Genomic DNA, 14,075 nt, shown 5'->3' with positions numbered 1-14,075 from the left:
TGACTATTTGCTGTTTGGGCCGCAGCATGTCTTTTCCCGGATTCCTTGGGCTGAACAATCACAGCCGCTGGAGCAGGAGCACCCCCCCTCCCCTTTAAAGGTTTTTATAAGATTCCGGGCAACAAATCCTCCGGCCAATATCAATATGATTCCCAAAACGATACTATCCACTCTTTAAATTCCTCCTCTTGGTTCTCTGGTGCAAGTTTATAGTGAAACAAACAGGGACCCGACCTGATAGGTCAAAACCGAAAGTCCAAAGGCCAGCACGGTATTAAACACCACGGAAAACGCACCCCACTTCCATGATCCGGCCTCCCTGGCGATGCAGACCACGGTCACAAAACAGGGAGCATAGAAAATGGTAAAGACAATCAGGCTCAGGGCCGTTAAAGGGCCCCATCCTTCCATGTTTGAAAGTCTCTGGGAAAGGGAAGACGTTTCCTCCGGGTCGACTTCGCCCAGGGAATAGGCTGTCCCCAGGGTGGAGACCACCACTTCCTTGGCAGCAAACCCGCCCACCAGACTGATATTGGTTCTCCAGTCAAACCCGGCCAGGCGGGTGATTCCCTCCAGGGAGGTACCGATCTTTCCGGCAATGGAATTTTTCAATCCGGCCTGGGCCTGGCTGAAATCAACCTGGACCAGGGCTTTTTTTACGGCAAGGGCCTGTTCACCCAAATTCTCCTCTTCAAGGGTTTCGATATCCTGTAAAACCTGGGAAGGAACGTCCCGGGTGATGGCTGTTTTTCGGGCCTGGAAATCGGCCTTACCGGCGTCGTCCAGTCCGGGAAAGGTCATCATGGCCCAGAGCAGGATGGAAATCCCCAGGATTACGGTGCCCGCCTTTTTCACATACTGCCAGGTCCGCTCCCAGGTATGGATGAGAAGGCCCTTGACCGTGGGCAGACGATAGGGGGGAAGCTCCATGACAAAGGGGGTGGATTCTCCCCGGATCAGGGTGGATCTCAGCAGCCTGGCCACGACAAGGGCTCCGGTCCATGAGACCAGGGTGATGATCAGCATGACCAGGGCCTGGTTTTTTGCAAAAAAAGCGCCCACCAGCAGGGCGAAGACCGGGAGCTTGGCCCCGCAGTTCATGAACGGCACGGTGAGCAGCGTGGCCAGACGCTCCTTGGGCGATTTCAGGGTCCGTGCCGCCATAACACCGGGAACGGCGCACCCACCTGCGATGCCGCCGGACACGATAAAGGCCATGACCGAGGCCCCGTGGAGGCCGAATATCCGGAAAACCCGATCCAGCATAAAGGCCATCCTGGCCAGATAGCCCGAGTCTTCCAGAAAAGAGATCCCCAGAAACATGAACATGATCAGGGGGGCAAACCCCAGCACCCCTCCCACGCCGTCGATAATGCCCGATATCACCAGGGACTTTAAAAGGCCGTCGGGAAGAAGGGAATCCGCCATACCGGAAAGCCATCCGAAAAAGTTTTCCAGCCATCCTACAGGGGCCTCGCTATAGGCAAATGTAAACTGGTAGAGTCCCATGAGAATGGCAATCATGATCACGGGCCCCAGCAGCCGGTGGGTCAGCACCTGGTCGATTCTATCGGTGATCTGCAGCCGGTTCCTGTCCTGGACATAGTTGATGACATTCTGTTTGAGAAGGGAGTGGATGTAGCCGTACCGCTGATCGGCAATCAGTCCCTCGGGATGGACGTTCAAGGTGGCATCCAGGTGACGGGTCAGTTTTTTGGTAATATCCTTGAGACGGGCAGAGATTTCAGGTGAGGCCGAATCGCCCATATCCATAATCTGATGATCATTTTCAAGGTACTTCAGACCGATCCACCGGGCCCCATAGGTCTGGGTAAGAAAATTTTCCGATGCAATGATGGATTCCATCTCATCCAGGGCCGCATCAATATCCAGTCCATAGGATATTTTCAAGGGCTGGGATGGCCGGGTCGAGCTTTTATCCAGGCTTTGGGCAATGGTTTTCAACAGGTCCTTTTTTCCTTCACCGCTCCGGGCCACCGTAGGCACCACCGGGACGTTTAAAAGACCGGACAAAGCCTCAACATTGATTTGAACCCCCCTTTTTTGGGCCACATCCATCATATTCAGGGCAATGCAGACCGGCAGGCCCATTTCCATGAACTGGAGGGATAAATAGAGATTTCTTTCCAGGTTGGAGGCATCGACGATATTGATGATCATGGCCGGTTTTTCATTGACCAGAAAATCCCGGGCCACAACTTCTTCAAGGGAATAGGCCGTCAGAGAATAGGTTCCGGGAAGATCCACCAGATGGAGGGATTGTCCCGATTCTGTGGAACAGGTCCCCTGTTTTTTCTCCACGGTTACCCCGGGGTAGTTGCCCACGTGCTGCCTGGCACCGGTAAGTGCGTTGAAAAGGGTTGTTTTGCCGGAATTGGGGTTGCCGGCCAGTGCAATCGCCGTACTCATATTATTCTACCTCCACTTGAATATGATCTGCCTCATTGTTTCTCAGGGACAATGTAAATCCCATTACCCTCAGGGAGACCGGATCGTACAATGGCGCCCTGCCCTGGATTCTGATCTCCTTGCCCGGGATGAGTCCCATGTCCCTGATCCTTCTGCCAAGCTCTCCAGCGGCCTTTACCGACGATATCCTTCCGGCCTGGTTGACCTTCATCTCACGCAAATTTATCTTAGTCAAATCAATCTCCTTACTGGCTATGCTTTAAAAGTATAGTGTGAAATATAAAATAATCCATACGGTGGATTGTTTTATATAGCTAACTTTTTTTCGTGTCAAGTGTTTTTTCTGCAGAGCAAAAAAAGGACAGAACCTGGTAAAAAGTTGACTTCCGGTTTTTTTCGGTATAAGAATAGCAGTAATTGATTAAGGAGAATGATCATGACCTACAAAACAGACCTGTCAGAGAGCCTTGAAGATTACCTGGAGACCATTCTTGAACTCCAGGAAAAAAACACCGTGGCCCGCTCAAAGGACATTGCCGAGAAGCTGGACATTAAAAGAGGTTCTGTTACCGGCATGCTGAAAAAACTGGCCGCCCAGGAGTTCATCAACTATGAACCCTATGGCTTTGTCACCCTGACCCCCAAGGGCCAAAAAATCGCCAAGGCCATTGAAAAACGCCACGTATTTCTGAAGGACTTCTTTTTCAGAATCCTGGAGGTGGATGAAGAAACCGCCGATGCCACTGCCTGCCAGATGGAGCATATCATGGATTCAAAAACCTATAAAAAGTTCACGGACTTCATAAAGAAGAACGACTGCTGATCCATCATCCAGTCAGGCTGCTTTTCCCCAGGCAGCCCCCGGTTAGCTCGCTGCCGCCCGTCCGAAGGCCCTCCATCGGAGCCCGGATCAAAGTGTGCATTTCAATAGTATCCCATCTAAAACTTTTGAATTGACATCTCTCTTTAATCGATTTATCATATGAATAATTGTTCATATGATGAGGTGTTGCATGGATATCTGTTCGGGAAAATGCATTAACAGAGAAAAGGTGGAAAAAACCCTTCTTTCCCTTCCGGAAACGGAAAAAGTGGGCCTGATGGCCGATATTTTTAAGGCCCTGAGCGATCCTTCAAGGCTGAAAATTGTCCTTGCCCTTGCCTGCCGGGAGCATTGTGTCTGTGATATTGCCGTTATCTGCGGACAGACCGACTCTGCCGTTTCCCACCAGCTCAGGATTCTAAGGACCCTGAAAATTGTCAAGAACAGAAGAGAGGGCAAAATTATCTACTACTCCCTGAGCGATGACCATGTAAGAACCTTGATCAAAATGAGCCTTGACCATATTAACCACTAGGAAACCCGGGCATTAACCCATGTCCGCCTGGGATGATTTTGGTGAACCAATTTGAACGAAAACCCATGATAAGGAAGAACTCTTTTGGATAGTATTTATAATATATTTATTGAAGCATGGGATATTTTCATGGACGTGTCCGTGTTCATGCTTTTCGGTTTTTTTATCGCCGGCCTGCTCCATGCTTTTTTCAAGGCCGACCAGATTAAAAAATACCTGGGCCGGGGAAAAATCAAGCCGGTATTTCTTTCGGCCCTTTTCGGCATCCCCATCCCCCTGTGATCCTGCGGGGTCATCCCTGTGGTCACAGGGTTAAAAAAACAGGGTGCCAACAACGGTGCCGCCCTCTCCTTCATGATTGCCACACCCGAGTCAGGGGTGGATTCCATTGCCATATCCTGGGCCATACTTGATCCTCTCATGACCCTGATCCGTCCCGTTGCCGCCTTTGTTACGGCCATATCAACGGGATTGGCTGAAAATTTTTTCAATCCTCTCCCAAATCCCAAACCCGGATTCGAGCCTGTCAAAATGGTCAAACCGGCCTGTTCCGGCAGCACATGAGGCTGCTCCTCGGATGCAGGTGCGTCCGGAAACCGGCCCAAACCCCGCAGACTGATTCCCAGGCTTGGGGACGGAATGAAATACGCCTTTGGAGAGCTGGTGGCCGATATTGCCCTGCCCTTTACCCTGGGCATCCTGATTGCCGGGGCCATCACTTTTTTCTTCCCCGAGGATATCACCCTGTGGGCCAATGACCACAGGCTCTTATCCATGCTGGTCATGCTCGGTGCGGGCATCCCCATGTACGTCTGTGCCACCTCCTCAACCCCGATTGCAGCAGCCTTGATCCTCAAGGGACTGAACCCGGGAGCGGCACTGGTCTTTCTTCTGGCCGGGCCGGCCACCAATGCAGCTGCCATCTATGTGGTGAAAGATCTTTTCAGTACCCGCACCCTGGTCATCTATTTGTCCATGGTGGCCCTCTGTTCCCTGGGCATGGGATTTCTCCTGGACTGGATCTACGGGTTCACGGGCATGGAAGCCAAGGCCATGATAGGAACGGCACCCCATATCATTCCCCGTTTTATTCAATGGGGATCGGCCGTCATTCTCCTGGCCCTGCTGGGATTCCAATGGATGAAGAGTTCAGGCTGGTGGAACAGGAGCCATGCGCCCTCACATTAAAAGGAAGGGGGTTGGATCCAAATTCATTGTGCGCCGGACCGACAATCGCAGATAAATCATTTGAAGAATTCTTGATTTTCAGATATTCTTGCCCTGTTCGGCTCACTCATATCTTGGAAACCTCAAACAGGGAGGGCCTTGCTTTGCCGAAAACTTTCCAGGTAACAGACTCCGGAATCCACACCAGTGAAAGCCTTTTAAAGGTCATTGACGCCCTGCCCATTTCCATTGCCGTTATCAATAAAAACAGAACCATCCTTCTGGCCAATGAGGCCACGTCCACGTTCCTGGGGAAGGACAAATCCCATATCCTGGGTCAGGTCAGCGGAAAGGCATTCGGCTGCATCCATCACGACGACGCCCCGGAAGGCTGCGGATTCGGTTCGGATTGTTCAAAGTGTATCCTCAGGCAGACCGTCCTGGACACGGAAATCCTGCAAAAGCCCCATCACATGGTGGAAACCAGCATGATTTTCAAAGAGTTTGGGGAAAGACATCTGAAGATATTCACCCTTCCCATTCTCCTGGATAAGGAACGGGTAGTCCTTCTGTCCCTGGAAGATATGACCGAAGCCAAAGAACATGAACGCACCCTGGTTGAAAAAGAAAAACTGTCCGCCGTCATGAAGACCCTGGGAGCCGTATGCCATGAAATCAACCAGCCATTGATGATCGTCCAGGGTCTTACGGAAATCATGATGCAAGATCTGCCTGAGGGCCATGGCCAGACTGAAAATCTGATGAAGATCAAAGAACAGGTAGAGCGCATGGGAAGCATCACCAAAAAACTGATGACCATTACCAAATACCGAACCAAGCCCTATCTCAAGGGTGAAATCATTGACATAGACTCTTCCTCAAGCCGTCCCTGATCCATTCCTATACGGTCCAGATCACTGTCGCAGTCACACTTTCCAGCTGTTTAATCACATGTCCGTCAACGGAAATCTCCTCCAGATACGCCCGGATCAGACCGGCAAGCTCTTTTCCGGGCCGCCGGCTGACATTTTTAAAAAAAGCCAGCTGGTTCCGGAATTCGTCCTCCAAGGGGATCTTCTGATCCCAGGCCACGGGATCAAAAAACACATCCGGAAAGAATCCCATGGAGAAAAGCAGATTGATCTTATAAAAGATCGTCTGGGGCTTGTCCTCCAGGGGTCTGTCCATGATCTTCTTCCAGAGGGCCTCCATAATCGGATTCTCTCTTTTGGCTGCCCAGCTCCGGATGGCGCAGCCCTTTTTGGCGCAGGCCATCATCTTGAGAAAAGTATCCGGCGTGGCGATCCCGGGAGACATGAAGGCCACGACCAGGTCGAAGTGACCCTCCCAGCCTCTTTTCCGGGTGTCGATCCCGTGCCAGTCTTCACAGAGCAGAAGAATTTTTCCTTTCAGGCCGGGTTCTTTTTCCAGATCCAGACGGCACCGGTCCAGCATTCCCCTTGAAAAATCCAGGGCCGTGACCCTTGCGCCCTGGCGGGCAAAGGTCATGGCATGCAGCCCGGTGCCGCAGCCGATGTCAAGAATCCGTATCCCTTCATGGAGAAGCCCTTTTTGGCTGAGCATTTCCAGGGTTTTGTCCATCCGCCTTTCCCGGACCTCGTCGGGATTTTTATTATAGCTTGCGGCTGCTCTGTCCCAGTATTCCGGAGAGGCAAACCCCTTGTGAACCGCATGGGTGTCCCCGGGTTTTTCCCGCTCCCACTCTTTTATCCAGAATTCCCGGTCTTTAGGGGTCATGATCCAATCATTCTTGATGTCTGGTTCTCAACAGCCGGAGAATGGGTCTTCCCCTCTCCCCCCGGATCTCTGTCCCCCGGGATGAAGAGCTCCACAATGTCCTGAATTACCACGTAAAGTGCCGGAACAAAGACCAGGGTCAGCCCGGTGGCTGCGATGAGACCGAAGCTGATGGAAACGGCCATGGGAATCAGGAACTGGGCCTGGAAGCTGGTTTCCAGGAGCAGAGGAAAGAGTCCTGCCACCGTGGTTACCGAGGTGAGGAGCACGGGCCGGAACCGGCTTTTGCCCGTGTCTATCACGGCCCGGAACAGTTCGGCCCCCTCCCTGACCCGGGTGTTGACAGAATCGATGAGGATCAGGGAATCGTTAACCACGATGCCGGACAGGGCCACGATACCGAAGATGGAGAACATGGTGATATCCAGACCCATGACCAGGTGTCCGGCAACGGCGCCGACCAGACCAAAGGGAATGGCCGTCATGATGATCACGGGCTGGACATAGGACCGGAACTGGCTGGCCAGGAGAAGAAACATGACCATGGCGGCAATGGAAAATCCTTTGGCAAGGCTGTCAAGGGATTCCTGGGTCCGCTTGGCCTGGCCCTCCAGGTCGTAGGTAACACCGGGGAACCGGGTCTGAAGCCGGGGGAGAAACTCCGCTTTCAGGGACTCAACGATATTCCTGGCATTGGCCCTATTCTCGTCTATATCGGAAATCACGGTAATAACACGGTTCCGGTCCACCCGCTGGATAGCGGAGTATCCCTGTTTTTCCTCTATCCGGGCCACTTGGTTCAAGGGAATCTCCCTTCCGTCCCGGGTCCGGATCCGGAGTTCGCTTAGGCTGGCTTCAGACTCTCTTTCTTCCTTGGAATACCGGACCATGACCTTTACCTCGTTTTTGCCCCGCTGCACCTTAAGGGCCTCGTCCCCGTAATAGGCCTGCCGGATCTGGGTGGCAATATCGGCCATGGTGACCCCCAGGGACTTTGCCCCTTCCCGGATATGAACCTGTTTTTCCATTTTTCCGGGCCTGAAATCGTCTGTAATATCAAAGGTACCCGGAAATGTGGCGATCTCGTCTTTAAGGGCCTGGGCCGCTTTCTCAAGCTGATCGAAATCGGCTCCCACCAGGCGGATCTCTATGGGGTTTCCGCCTGGGCCGCCGCCGATGGTGGTAAAGGTCAGCTGCTCGGTTCCCAGGACATCTCCGGTCAACTCCCTCCATTTGGCCACCACTTCCGAGGCGGATATTCCCGGCCGCAGGGAAGCCGGCTGGATCTCGACCCAGGCCTCTGCGCAGTGTCCTCCATATACCGGGGGCTTCCAGTCTCTTCTCGGAATCACGCCCACCTGGGAATAGGTGTTCAGGACCAGGTCCTGTCCGTCCCTGACCCGGTCCCTGAAAAACCCGTTGATTTCAACGGCGCCCGCTTCAATCTGCTTTATGGTTTTCTCCGTTGTTTCAAAGGGGGTGCCCAGGGGGTAGATCACCTCTGAAATAATCCAGTTGGAGTCTGTCTTGGGGAAAAAGACAAAAGGCACATGCCCCCCGGCCATAAGCCCCATGGATACAATGAGGCAGGCCGCCCCCAGGGCCAGGGTCAGATATCGGTTCCTCACACTGTACTTTAGGACCGGAATGTAGACCGAGTCAATGGTTCTGTTGAGCACGCGCTCCACCCTTTCCCTGATCCATGTGTGGGCGGCCAGGATATCTGTTTTCAGCCATTCCAGCCAGAAAAAAAATATCTTCTGGAATCGGGATTTCCTGGGATTGGGGGGCGTCAGGGCATGCTCCAGGTGGGCCGGCAGAATGAAGAACGCTTCCAGCAGAGATACGGCCAGGATAATGACAACGGCCTGGGGCATGATGCGCAGGAATTTCCCCATGATGCCGGTGATGTGCATGAGGGGGACAAAGGCCACAATGGTTGTGGTCACAGCCATAACCACCGGGGCTCCGATCTGATCCATGGAGTCGATCACAGCCTGTCTGGGAGACTTGCCCATGGAAAAATGGGTATAGACATTTTCCCCCAGGATAATGGCATCGTCCACCAGGATCCCCAGGGTCATTATAAATCCGAATAAGGAGAGCATATTGATGGATGCCCCGAAAAATTCGAAAACCAGAAAGGCCCCCATGAAAGATACGGGAATCCCCACGGCCACCCAGAAGGAAAGCCCCAGATTGAGAAACAGGGCCAGGACGATAAAGACCAGTAAAATTCCCTGTATCCCGTTTTTAAGAAGAAGATCAATCCGGTCCTGGACCAGGTCGGCCATGTTAAACCAATACCCCAGGCTGATACCCTTGGGCATGGATTCCCGGTGTTCTTCAATATACTGGATGGCCCGGTCGGAAATGGCGATGGTATCCTGGGAATCCGTCCTTCTGATCACCACCATGGCAGCGGGCTTCCCGTTGAATCTGGCCTCGATGTCGCTCTCCTCAAATCCGTCCCTGACCTTTGCCACATCCCCGAGCCGGATCAGGGTCCCGTCTTCCCGGGTCACCAGGGGGATCCTTTCAAATTCCTCACCCGTGTACAACTTCCCCTTGGCCCGGACCAGAAACTCCCCTCCCCTGGTCTTGATCTTTCCGCCTGGAAGTTCCAGGCTACCGGTTTTAACGACTTCGGCCACATCGTCAAAGGAGAGATTAAACCGCCTCAGGCTCTGTTCTGAGATCTCAACGGAAATCTCAAACTCCCGGACACCGGAAAGGGACGCCAGGGAGATCTCAGGAGTATCCACCAGATCGTCCCGGATTCTTTCCGCCGTATCCCTGAGCAGACGTTCTTCCACATCCCCGTAAACCGCCACATAAATGGCCGGATCATTGTTCTTGATTTCAACGGTAACCGGATCTTCCGCCTCCTCGGGAAAGGAGTCGATAAGGTCAATCTCGGTTTTTACCTCATCCAGTTTTTCATTGATATCGGTCCCGCCAGCCAATTCCAGGGTGACGGACCCGTTTCCTTCAATGGCTGTGGAATGCATGCTCTTGATGTCTTCAAGGCTTTTTAACTGCTCCTCGATCTTAATGCAGATCCCCTCTTCCACCTCTTCCGGGGTGGCCCCGGGATAGGATACACTGATGCTGATCATGTCCAGTTGGAACTGGGGAAACATCTCCCGCCTCATGTTCATGGCCGTATAGAGTCCGGCCACGATAAGGAAAACCATGATCAGATTCACGGAGACCCTGTGCTCCACCGACCATCTGCCCAGGGCTTTCATTGTGCATCCTCTACCGGCTTGATGTTCAAGGCCATCCCCTCCACGGCACCGGGAAGGGGAGAAGATATGATCAGATCCTCCCGGCCGATCCCCTGGCTGACATAAACCTTGTCCTCAAATTTTCGCAGCACCCTGACCTTGCGGATCTCAAGAACACTTCCCGTGGCCAGGAAGAGCCGGTCCCCGGATTTTAAAAGATCCCGGTCCAGTACAAATATATTTTCATGGACATCCCCCATGATCCTGCATTTGACAAAACTGCCCGGCTTTAGATCAAAGATTCCAGGAGAAGGGTTCTCCTTGTTGAGGATCTCAAGGGTCATGGGCAGGGTCCGGGTCTTTTCATCGATCTTTGCCTTGATTCTGGCCACCCGGGCTTCCCAGGCCAGGGTCTCCCCATTGGATGCCATGACCCTGGCCCTTGGGGTTTTCCCGTTCTTGAAAAAACTTTCAATCCATTTCATCTCCTCCAGGGGAATCCTCACATCCACATCCAGGGCTCCCTGCTCATAAAAGGATCCCAGAAACTGTCCTGCACTCACCACTTCTCCCAGTTCTGCATGCTTTTCCAGGACCCAGCCGTTGAACTCGGACTTTATCCTTGCCTTTTGAAAGGCCAGGTCGGCCCTTTGAAAGTCCACCTCTGCCATGGCCAGGGCAGCCTTTTTCTGTTCCATCAGAGGACCGGTAAGGGTGAGACGGTTTTCAATCCCCTGGAGTTGGATCCGGGCCCCCAGATGGGCCTGCTCTGCCTTGTCCAGGCTGTTCTTTGAGGCAAAATCATTCATACTCAGCGCCCGTATCCGTTTCATTTCCTTGAGGGCCAGTTCCACGTTGGTTTTTGACAGCTCAACATCTTTTTTAAGATTTTCAATATCCTGGTTCAGACTCCTGATTTCCGCCCGGGTCTGCCGGACCCTGACGGCGGCGGCCTGCCGGTCCAGGTCGTAGACACGCCGGTCAATCCCAACCAGCAGATCCCCTTTGGGGATGAATCCCCCCTCTACAAAAGCGGGATGAATAACCTCGATCCGACCGGGAACTTCCACGGAAACCCGGACCAGTTTTCTCGGTTTTACGGTTCCAAAAGCCTCCACCACCATTGCCTGGGATTCAGGGGACGCCTTTACCACACGGACGGAAGGCGGGGTCTGGACCCATTCTTTTTTTTGGGTTTTCTTTCTGCCCTTAACCAGCCCAAAGGCAATGGCGCCGGCAATACCGAAAATCAGGATTACCCGCAAGAGTCTGAATAAAAAAGATAAAATTTTTCCGGATCGAAATTGATTTTCCATTTTAATTCCTCTGGATGAAGTCAATGGAGAATAAGTTATCTCTATATACCATGAAATTCTTTTTTAAAAGGGGGTTTTTAAAATGGAAACCGGGAAGAACCGGAGAATACTTTGGAAGGAAAAAAAAGGCAGTGCCCGGACAGGCACTGCCCAAAGGATTTTATTTTTTGTTCAGGGTCTTTCTGCCCAGACCGGCCAGACCGATGAGGCTGAATCCCAGGAGAATCATGGTTGCGGGCTCGGGATTGAGTGTTTCCTTGCCCATGAGGATGTCATTTCCCATGGTGATGGAGAAAGCCCAGGTTGTTGCCGCAAAACAGGTCAGGATCAGCATGCATATCAATATATTCATCAAGGTTTTCATGGTTTTCTTTTCCGTTGGATTTTTAGTTCAAATCAGTTTCCGCTTTCATCAGCTTTGGAACATCTACGGATTCATTCATCCACGTTGCCTTTGTACGACTGCATCATGCGTACCAAAGCCTCATCCTCGAAAGGAAAAACAATACAACCGCTTGAAATTTTGGAAATTATTTTTATATGAGGCGGTTTTCATCCCGGATGGGATAAAAGAATAAATTCTAAAGTTGTGAAAAAAATGTAATATTTTTTGTGTACTTTTAAACACATAATTGCGAATTTTTTTCACAATAAGGAGTAAAATGGGACTGCGAATGGGAAAGGAAAGATTATTTTTTGGATTTTGTTCCTTTGGGTTTGGGATTTTCTTTGCCGGCCGCAGCGGTTTTAGGGGTTGCCGGAGCTTTTTTGGGCTTGGTTCCCCTGAGGATGGGAATCAGGTCATCCCGGTTCTGGGCAAAAAGAAGGGACACGGCTTCCATCTGGGTTTCATTCAGTTTGATCTTTGAGGTTTCCAGGAATTCAAACAAATTGTCGGCAATATCAAGCATTTTATCATAGGCGTCTGCTTCTTTTTTTGTCGCAAATGTCATTTTTTCCTCTCCATTCCTGACCACTATATACTTTACAATGACAGCCATTTTATCTCCCTTAAATCCTTTCTGAATCAACACTTGTTTTTTCCTTGCCCGGACCCGGACAAGGAGAGAAAGCCTTAATCCTCAAAACTCATCAATCCATACTCATATTATAAAACAGGGCCCGGGTAAAGAACTTTCCTTTCCCGGGCCCTAAAGCCTATCCTTTGGATTTATTGTTTACCGGCAAGACTGATTTTCGTGGGAGTCTTACACTTCAGGCCTGGGAAACAGGCCGCTTCTTTCCACGATCTCGGGAACTTTTTCCTCCCACTCAATGGCCATGATGTGGAATCCTGCAACCCCGTCCACCTCCTTGAGTTCCTGGATATGCTCCACACAGATATCAATGCCTTCCTGGGCCTGTTTGCCTTTTTCCACCCCGGCAAGGCGCTTTATGATCTCCTCGGGCACGTCCATGCCCGGCACTTTTTTGGCCATGTACTTGGCCATACCCACGGATTTCATGGGGGTCATGCCGGCCATGATAAAGACCTTTTGGGTAAGGCCCCTATCCCTTGCCCTTTTGATCCACTCTTTGAACTTGTCGATGTTGTAGATGCACTGGGTCTGGATGAACTCGGCACCGCAGGCAATCTTTTTGGCAAGCCTCGGCACCCTTATCTCAAAGGGATCGGCAAAGGGGTTGGCTGCGGCGCCCACGAATATTTTGGGCGGACGCTTGATGTCGTCTCCGCCCAAAAACTTGCCCTGGTCCCTCATGTGGCGGACGGTCTGGAGCAGCTGCATGGAATCGAGATCATGGACGTTCTGGCCCTGGGCGCAGTCCCCGAAGCTCTGGTGGTCCCCGGAAAGACAGAGCATATTTGGGATGTCAAAGGAGGCGGCGCCCAGGATATCGCTCTGGAGGGCCACCCGGTTTCTATCCCGGGTCACCATCTGCAGAACCGGCTCAATGCCCATGAGCTTGAGGTGGATACAGGCGGCCAGAGAGGACATCCGGGTCATGGCGGTCTGGTTGTCCGTGACATTGATGGCATCCACATAATCCTTGATGAGCCGGCCTTTTTCCTTTACCTCTTCCGCGTCACTTCCCCTGGGCGGTCCGCACTCGGAGGTGACGCCCAGGTGGCCGGCCTTTAATATCTTTTCCAGTCTGCTTTGTGTCATCAGCTCGCTCATATCTTCACATCCTCCCTTGTTACGGTTCTGGGGCCGCCGGCCCGGTCTGTGGACCAGTCCTTGATGGGGGCGACTTTCTCGTAGTCATCCATTTTGCCCAGGGCCTTGAGCCGGTCAATGATGAGCTGCCAGGCACAGTCCGTGTCCGGCCCCAGCTCGCACTTGCCGTTGGTGGACCCGCCGCAGGGACCGTTGAGCACCCGCTTGGCGCACCGGGAGACCGGACAGATTCCCCCGGTCCTGGCCAGAACACAGGAGCCGCAGGCCTGGCACCGTTCGGTCCAGAGTCCCCGGTCTTCATTGGCCCCCAGACAGACCGTGTTGACGCCCGGAAGCAAAGGCGTGGTCAGATATTTTTCCGCTGCAAACTGGACCCCCACTCCGCAGGCCAGGGAGACAACAGCGTCGTAATCATCGATATTGGAGCGGATCTCCTCCAGATATTCGTGGTCGCACTGGCGCTCCAGGGTCCTCTCGGAAATGACTTTTTCCTTTCCCTGGGTGATGAAATACATTCTCAGGGCCGATGCCAGAACCTCCACCTCTTTTTTGCCGCCGGCCTCGCACACGGTTACACATTCGTTGCACCCCAGGATCAATATCCGGTCGAAATCCTTGACCTCTTCGATAATCTCTTCCAGGGGTTTTTTCTCTGCTATTATCATATGCTCACCT

15 protein-coding genes are annotated in these 14,075 nt (G+C 52.3%); 6 read left to right on the top strand and 9 right to left on the bottom strand.

What is annotated here, in order from left to right:
• Window positions 1-207: 207 nt before the first annotated feature.
• Both feoB and F608_RS0122945 read right to left on the bottom strand, forming a co-directional pair.
• The gene (gene feoB, locus F608_RS0122950; protein WP_022668059.1) at window positions 208-2,430 is read right to left on the bottom strand and encodes a ferrous iron transport protein B; all 2,223 of its coding nucleotides are present in this window, start codon (window positions 2,428-2,430) and stop codon (window positions 208-210) included.
• A gap of 1 nt (window position 2,431) precedes the next feature.
• Window positions 2,432-2,665 (bottom strand): FeoA family protein, encoded by a 234-nt coding sequence (locus F608_RS0122945; RefSeq protein ID WP_022668058.1) that lies wholly within the window; start codon window positions 2,663-2,665, stop codon window positions 2,432-2,434.
• Window positions 2,666-2,866: 201 nt separating this feature from the next.
• On the opposite strand from F608_RS0122945, the gene F608_RS0122940 reads away from it, so the two are divergent.
• The 6 genes from F608_RS0122940 (at window position 2,867) to F608_RS0122925 (ending at window position 5,848) form a co-directional block, all read left to right on the top strand.
• The gene (locus tag F608_RS0122940) at window positions 2,867-3,253 is read left to right on the top strand and encodes a metal-dependent transcriptional regulator (RefSeq protein WP_022668057.1); all 387 of its coding nucleotides are present in this window, start codon (window positions 2,867-2,869) and stop codon (window positions 3,251-3,253) included.
• A gap of 190 nt (window positions 3,254-3,443) precedes the next feature.
• Complete coding sequence (locus tag F608_RS0122935; RefSeq protein ID WP_022668056.1) at window positions 3,444-3,788, top strand: ArsR/SmtB family transcription factor; 345 nt, start codon at window positions 3,444-3,446, stop codon at window positions 3,786-3,788.
• Window positions 3,789-3,872: 84 nt separating this feature from the next.
• Window positions 3,873-4,070, top strand: coding sequence for a hypothetical protein (locus tag F608_RS35275; protein WP_051148622.1), 198 nt, complete (start codon window positions 3,873-3,875; stop codon window positions 4,068-4,070).
• Between the two features lie 12 nt (window positions 4,071-4,082).
• A complete protein-coding gene (locus F608_RS35270) occupies window positions 4,083-4,352 on the top strand; it encodes a hypothetical protein (RefSeq protein WP_084681228.1) in 270 nt (89 codons plus the stop codon).
• Window positions 4,353-4,427: 75 nt separating this feature from the next.
• Window positions 4,428-4,976, top strand: coding sequence for a permease (locus F608_RS33075; RefSeq protein WP_051148620.1), 549 nt, complete (start codon window positions 4,428-4,430; stop codon window positions 4,974-4,976).
• Between the two features lie 143 nt (window positions 4,977-5,119).
• Window positions 5,120-5,848: a histidine kinase dimerization/phospho-acceptor domain-containing protein gene (locus F608_RS0122925; RefSeq protein WP_027363039.1), complete on the top strand. Its 729-nt coding sequence runs from the start codon at window positions 5,120-5,122 to the stop codon at window positions 5,846-5,848.
• A 7-nt stretch (window positions 5,849-5,855) separates the two neighbouring features.
• On the opposite strand, the gene F608_RS0122920 is transcribed toward F608_RS0122925, so the two are convergent.
• The 7 genes from F608_RS0122920 to F608_RS0122885 all read right to left on the bottom strand — a co-directional run bounded on the left by F608_RS0122920 (window position 5,856) and on the right by F608_RS0122885 (window position 14,065).
• Window positions 5,856-6,713: an SAM-dependent methyltransferase gene (locus F608_RS0122920; RefSeq protein WP_033398559.1), complete on the bottom strand. Its 858-nt coding sequence runs from the start codon at window positions 6,711-6,713 to the stop codon at window positions 5,856-5,858.
• Window positions 6,710-9,964, bottom strand: a complete 3,255-nt coding sequence (locus F608_RS33070; protein WP_022668054.1) for an efflux RND transporter permease subunit — start codon at window positions 9,962-9,964, stop codon at window positions 6,710-6,712. Before F608_RS33070 ends, F608_RS0122920 begins: the two co-directional genes overlap by 4 nt.
• Window positions 9,961-11,259, bottom strand: coding sequence for an efflux RND transporter periplasmic adaptor subunit (locus F608_RS0122910; RefSeq protein WP_022668053.1), 1,299 nt, complete (start codon window positions 11,257-11,259; stop codon window positions 9,961-9,963). Before F608_RS0122910 ends, F608_RS33070 begins: the two co-directional genes overlap by 4 nt.
• Before the next feature lie 160 nt (window positions 11,260-11,419).
• Window positions 11,420-11,623, bottom strand: coding sequence for a PEP-CTERM sorting domain-containing protein (locus F608_RS0122900; RefSeq protein WP_022668051.1), 204 nt, complete (start codon window positions 11,621-11,623; stop codon window positions 11,420-11,422).
• Window positions 11,624-11,948: 325 nt separating this feature from the next.
• Window positions 11,949-12,260, bottom strand: coding sequence for a YebG family protein (locus tag F608_RS0122895; protein WP_027363036.1), 312 nt, complete (start codon window positions 12,258-12,260; stop codon window positions 11,949-11,951).
• 207 nt (window positions 12,261-12,467) lie between these two features.
• Entirely contained in the window at window positions 12,468-13,400 is a 933-nt protein-coding gene (locus tag F608_RS0122890) for a methylenetetrahydrofolate reductase (RefSeq protein WP_027363035.1), read from the bottom strand.
• Entirely contained in the window at window positions 13,397-14,065 is a 669-nt protein-coding gene (locus F608_RS0122885; protein ID WP_027363034.1) for a methylenetetrahydrofolate reductase C-terminal domain-containing protein, read from the bottom strand. Before F608_RS0122885 ends, F608_RS0122890 begins: the two co-directional genes overlap by 4 nt.
• Window positions 14,066-14,075: the final 10 nt, after the last annotated feature.

Source organism: Desulfospira joergensenii DSM 10085 (assembly GCF_000420085.1).
In the GTDB taxonomy this organism is placed as follows: Bacteria; Desulfobacterota; Desulfobacteria; order Desulfobacterales; family Desulfobacteraceae; genus Desulfospira; species Desulfospira joergensenii.
Note: the sequence above shows the minus strand (reverse complement) of the source record. Positions and strands in the feature narration are given on the sequence as shown.

What these genes read in the sequence shown, in the direction of transcription:
- F608_RS33075 (WP_051148620.1), top strand. Translation starts at nt 4,428, where the DNA reads ATGAAATACGCCTTTGGAGAGCTGGTGGCCGATATTGCCCTGCCCTTT.
- F608_RS0122935 (WP_022668056.1), top strand. Translation starts at nt 3,444, where the DNA reads ATGGATATCTGTTCGGGAAAATGCATTAACAGAGAAAAGGTGGAAAAA.
- F608_RS0122940 (WP_022668057.1), top strand. Translation starts at nt 2,867, where the DNA reads ATGACCTACAAAACAGACCTGTCAGAGAGCCTTGAAGATTACCTGGAG.
- F608_RS0122910 (WP_022668053.1), bottom strand. Translation starts at nt 11,259, where the DNA reads ATGGAAAATCAATTTCGATCCGGAAAAATTTTATCTTTTTTATTCAGA.
- F608_RS0122920 (WP_033398559.1), bottom strand. Translation starts at nt 6,713, where the DNA reads ATGACCCCTAAAGACCGGGAATTCTGGATAAAAGAGTGGGAGCGGGAA.
- F608_RS0122890 (WP_027363035.1), bottom strand. Translation starts at nt 13,400, where the DNA reads ATGAGCGAGCTGATGACACAAAGCAGACTGGAAAAGATATTAAAGGCC.
- F608_RS0122885 (WP_027363034.1), bottom strand. Translation starts at nt 14,065, where the DNA reads ATGATAATAGCAGAGAAAAAACCCCTGGAAGAGATTATCGAAGAGGTC.
- F608_RS0122895 (WP_027363036.1), bottom strand. Translation starts at nt 12,260, where the DNA reads ATGGCTGTCATTGTAAAGTATATAGTGGTCAGGAATGGAGAGGAAAAA.
- feoB (WP_022668059.1), bottom strand. Translation starts at nt 2,430, where the DNA reads ATGAGTACGGCGATTGCACTGGCCGGCAACCCCAATTCCGGCAAAACA.
- F608_RS0122900 (WP_022668051.1), bottom strand. Translation starts at nt 11,623, where the DNA reads ATGAAAACCTTGATGAATATATTGATATGCATGCTGATCCTGACCTGT.
- F608_RS33070 (WP_022668054.1), bottom strand. Translation starts at nt 9,964, where the DNA reads ATGAAAGCCCTGGGCAGATGGTCGGTGGAGCACAGGGTCTCCGTGAAT.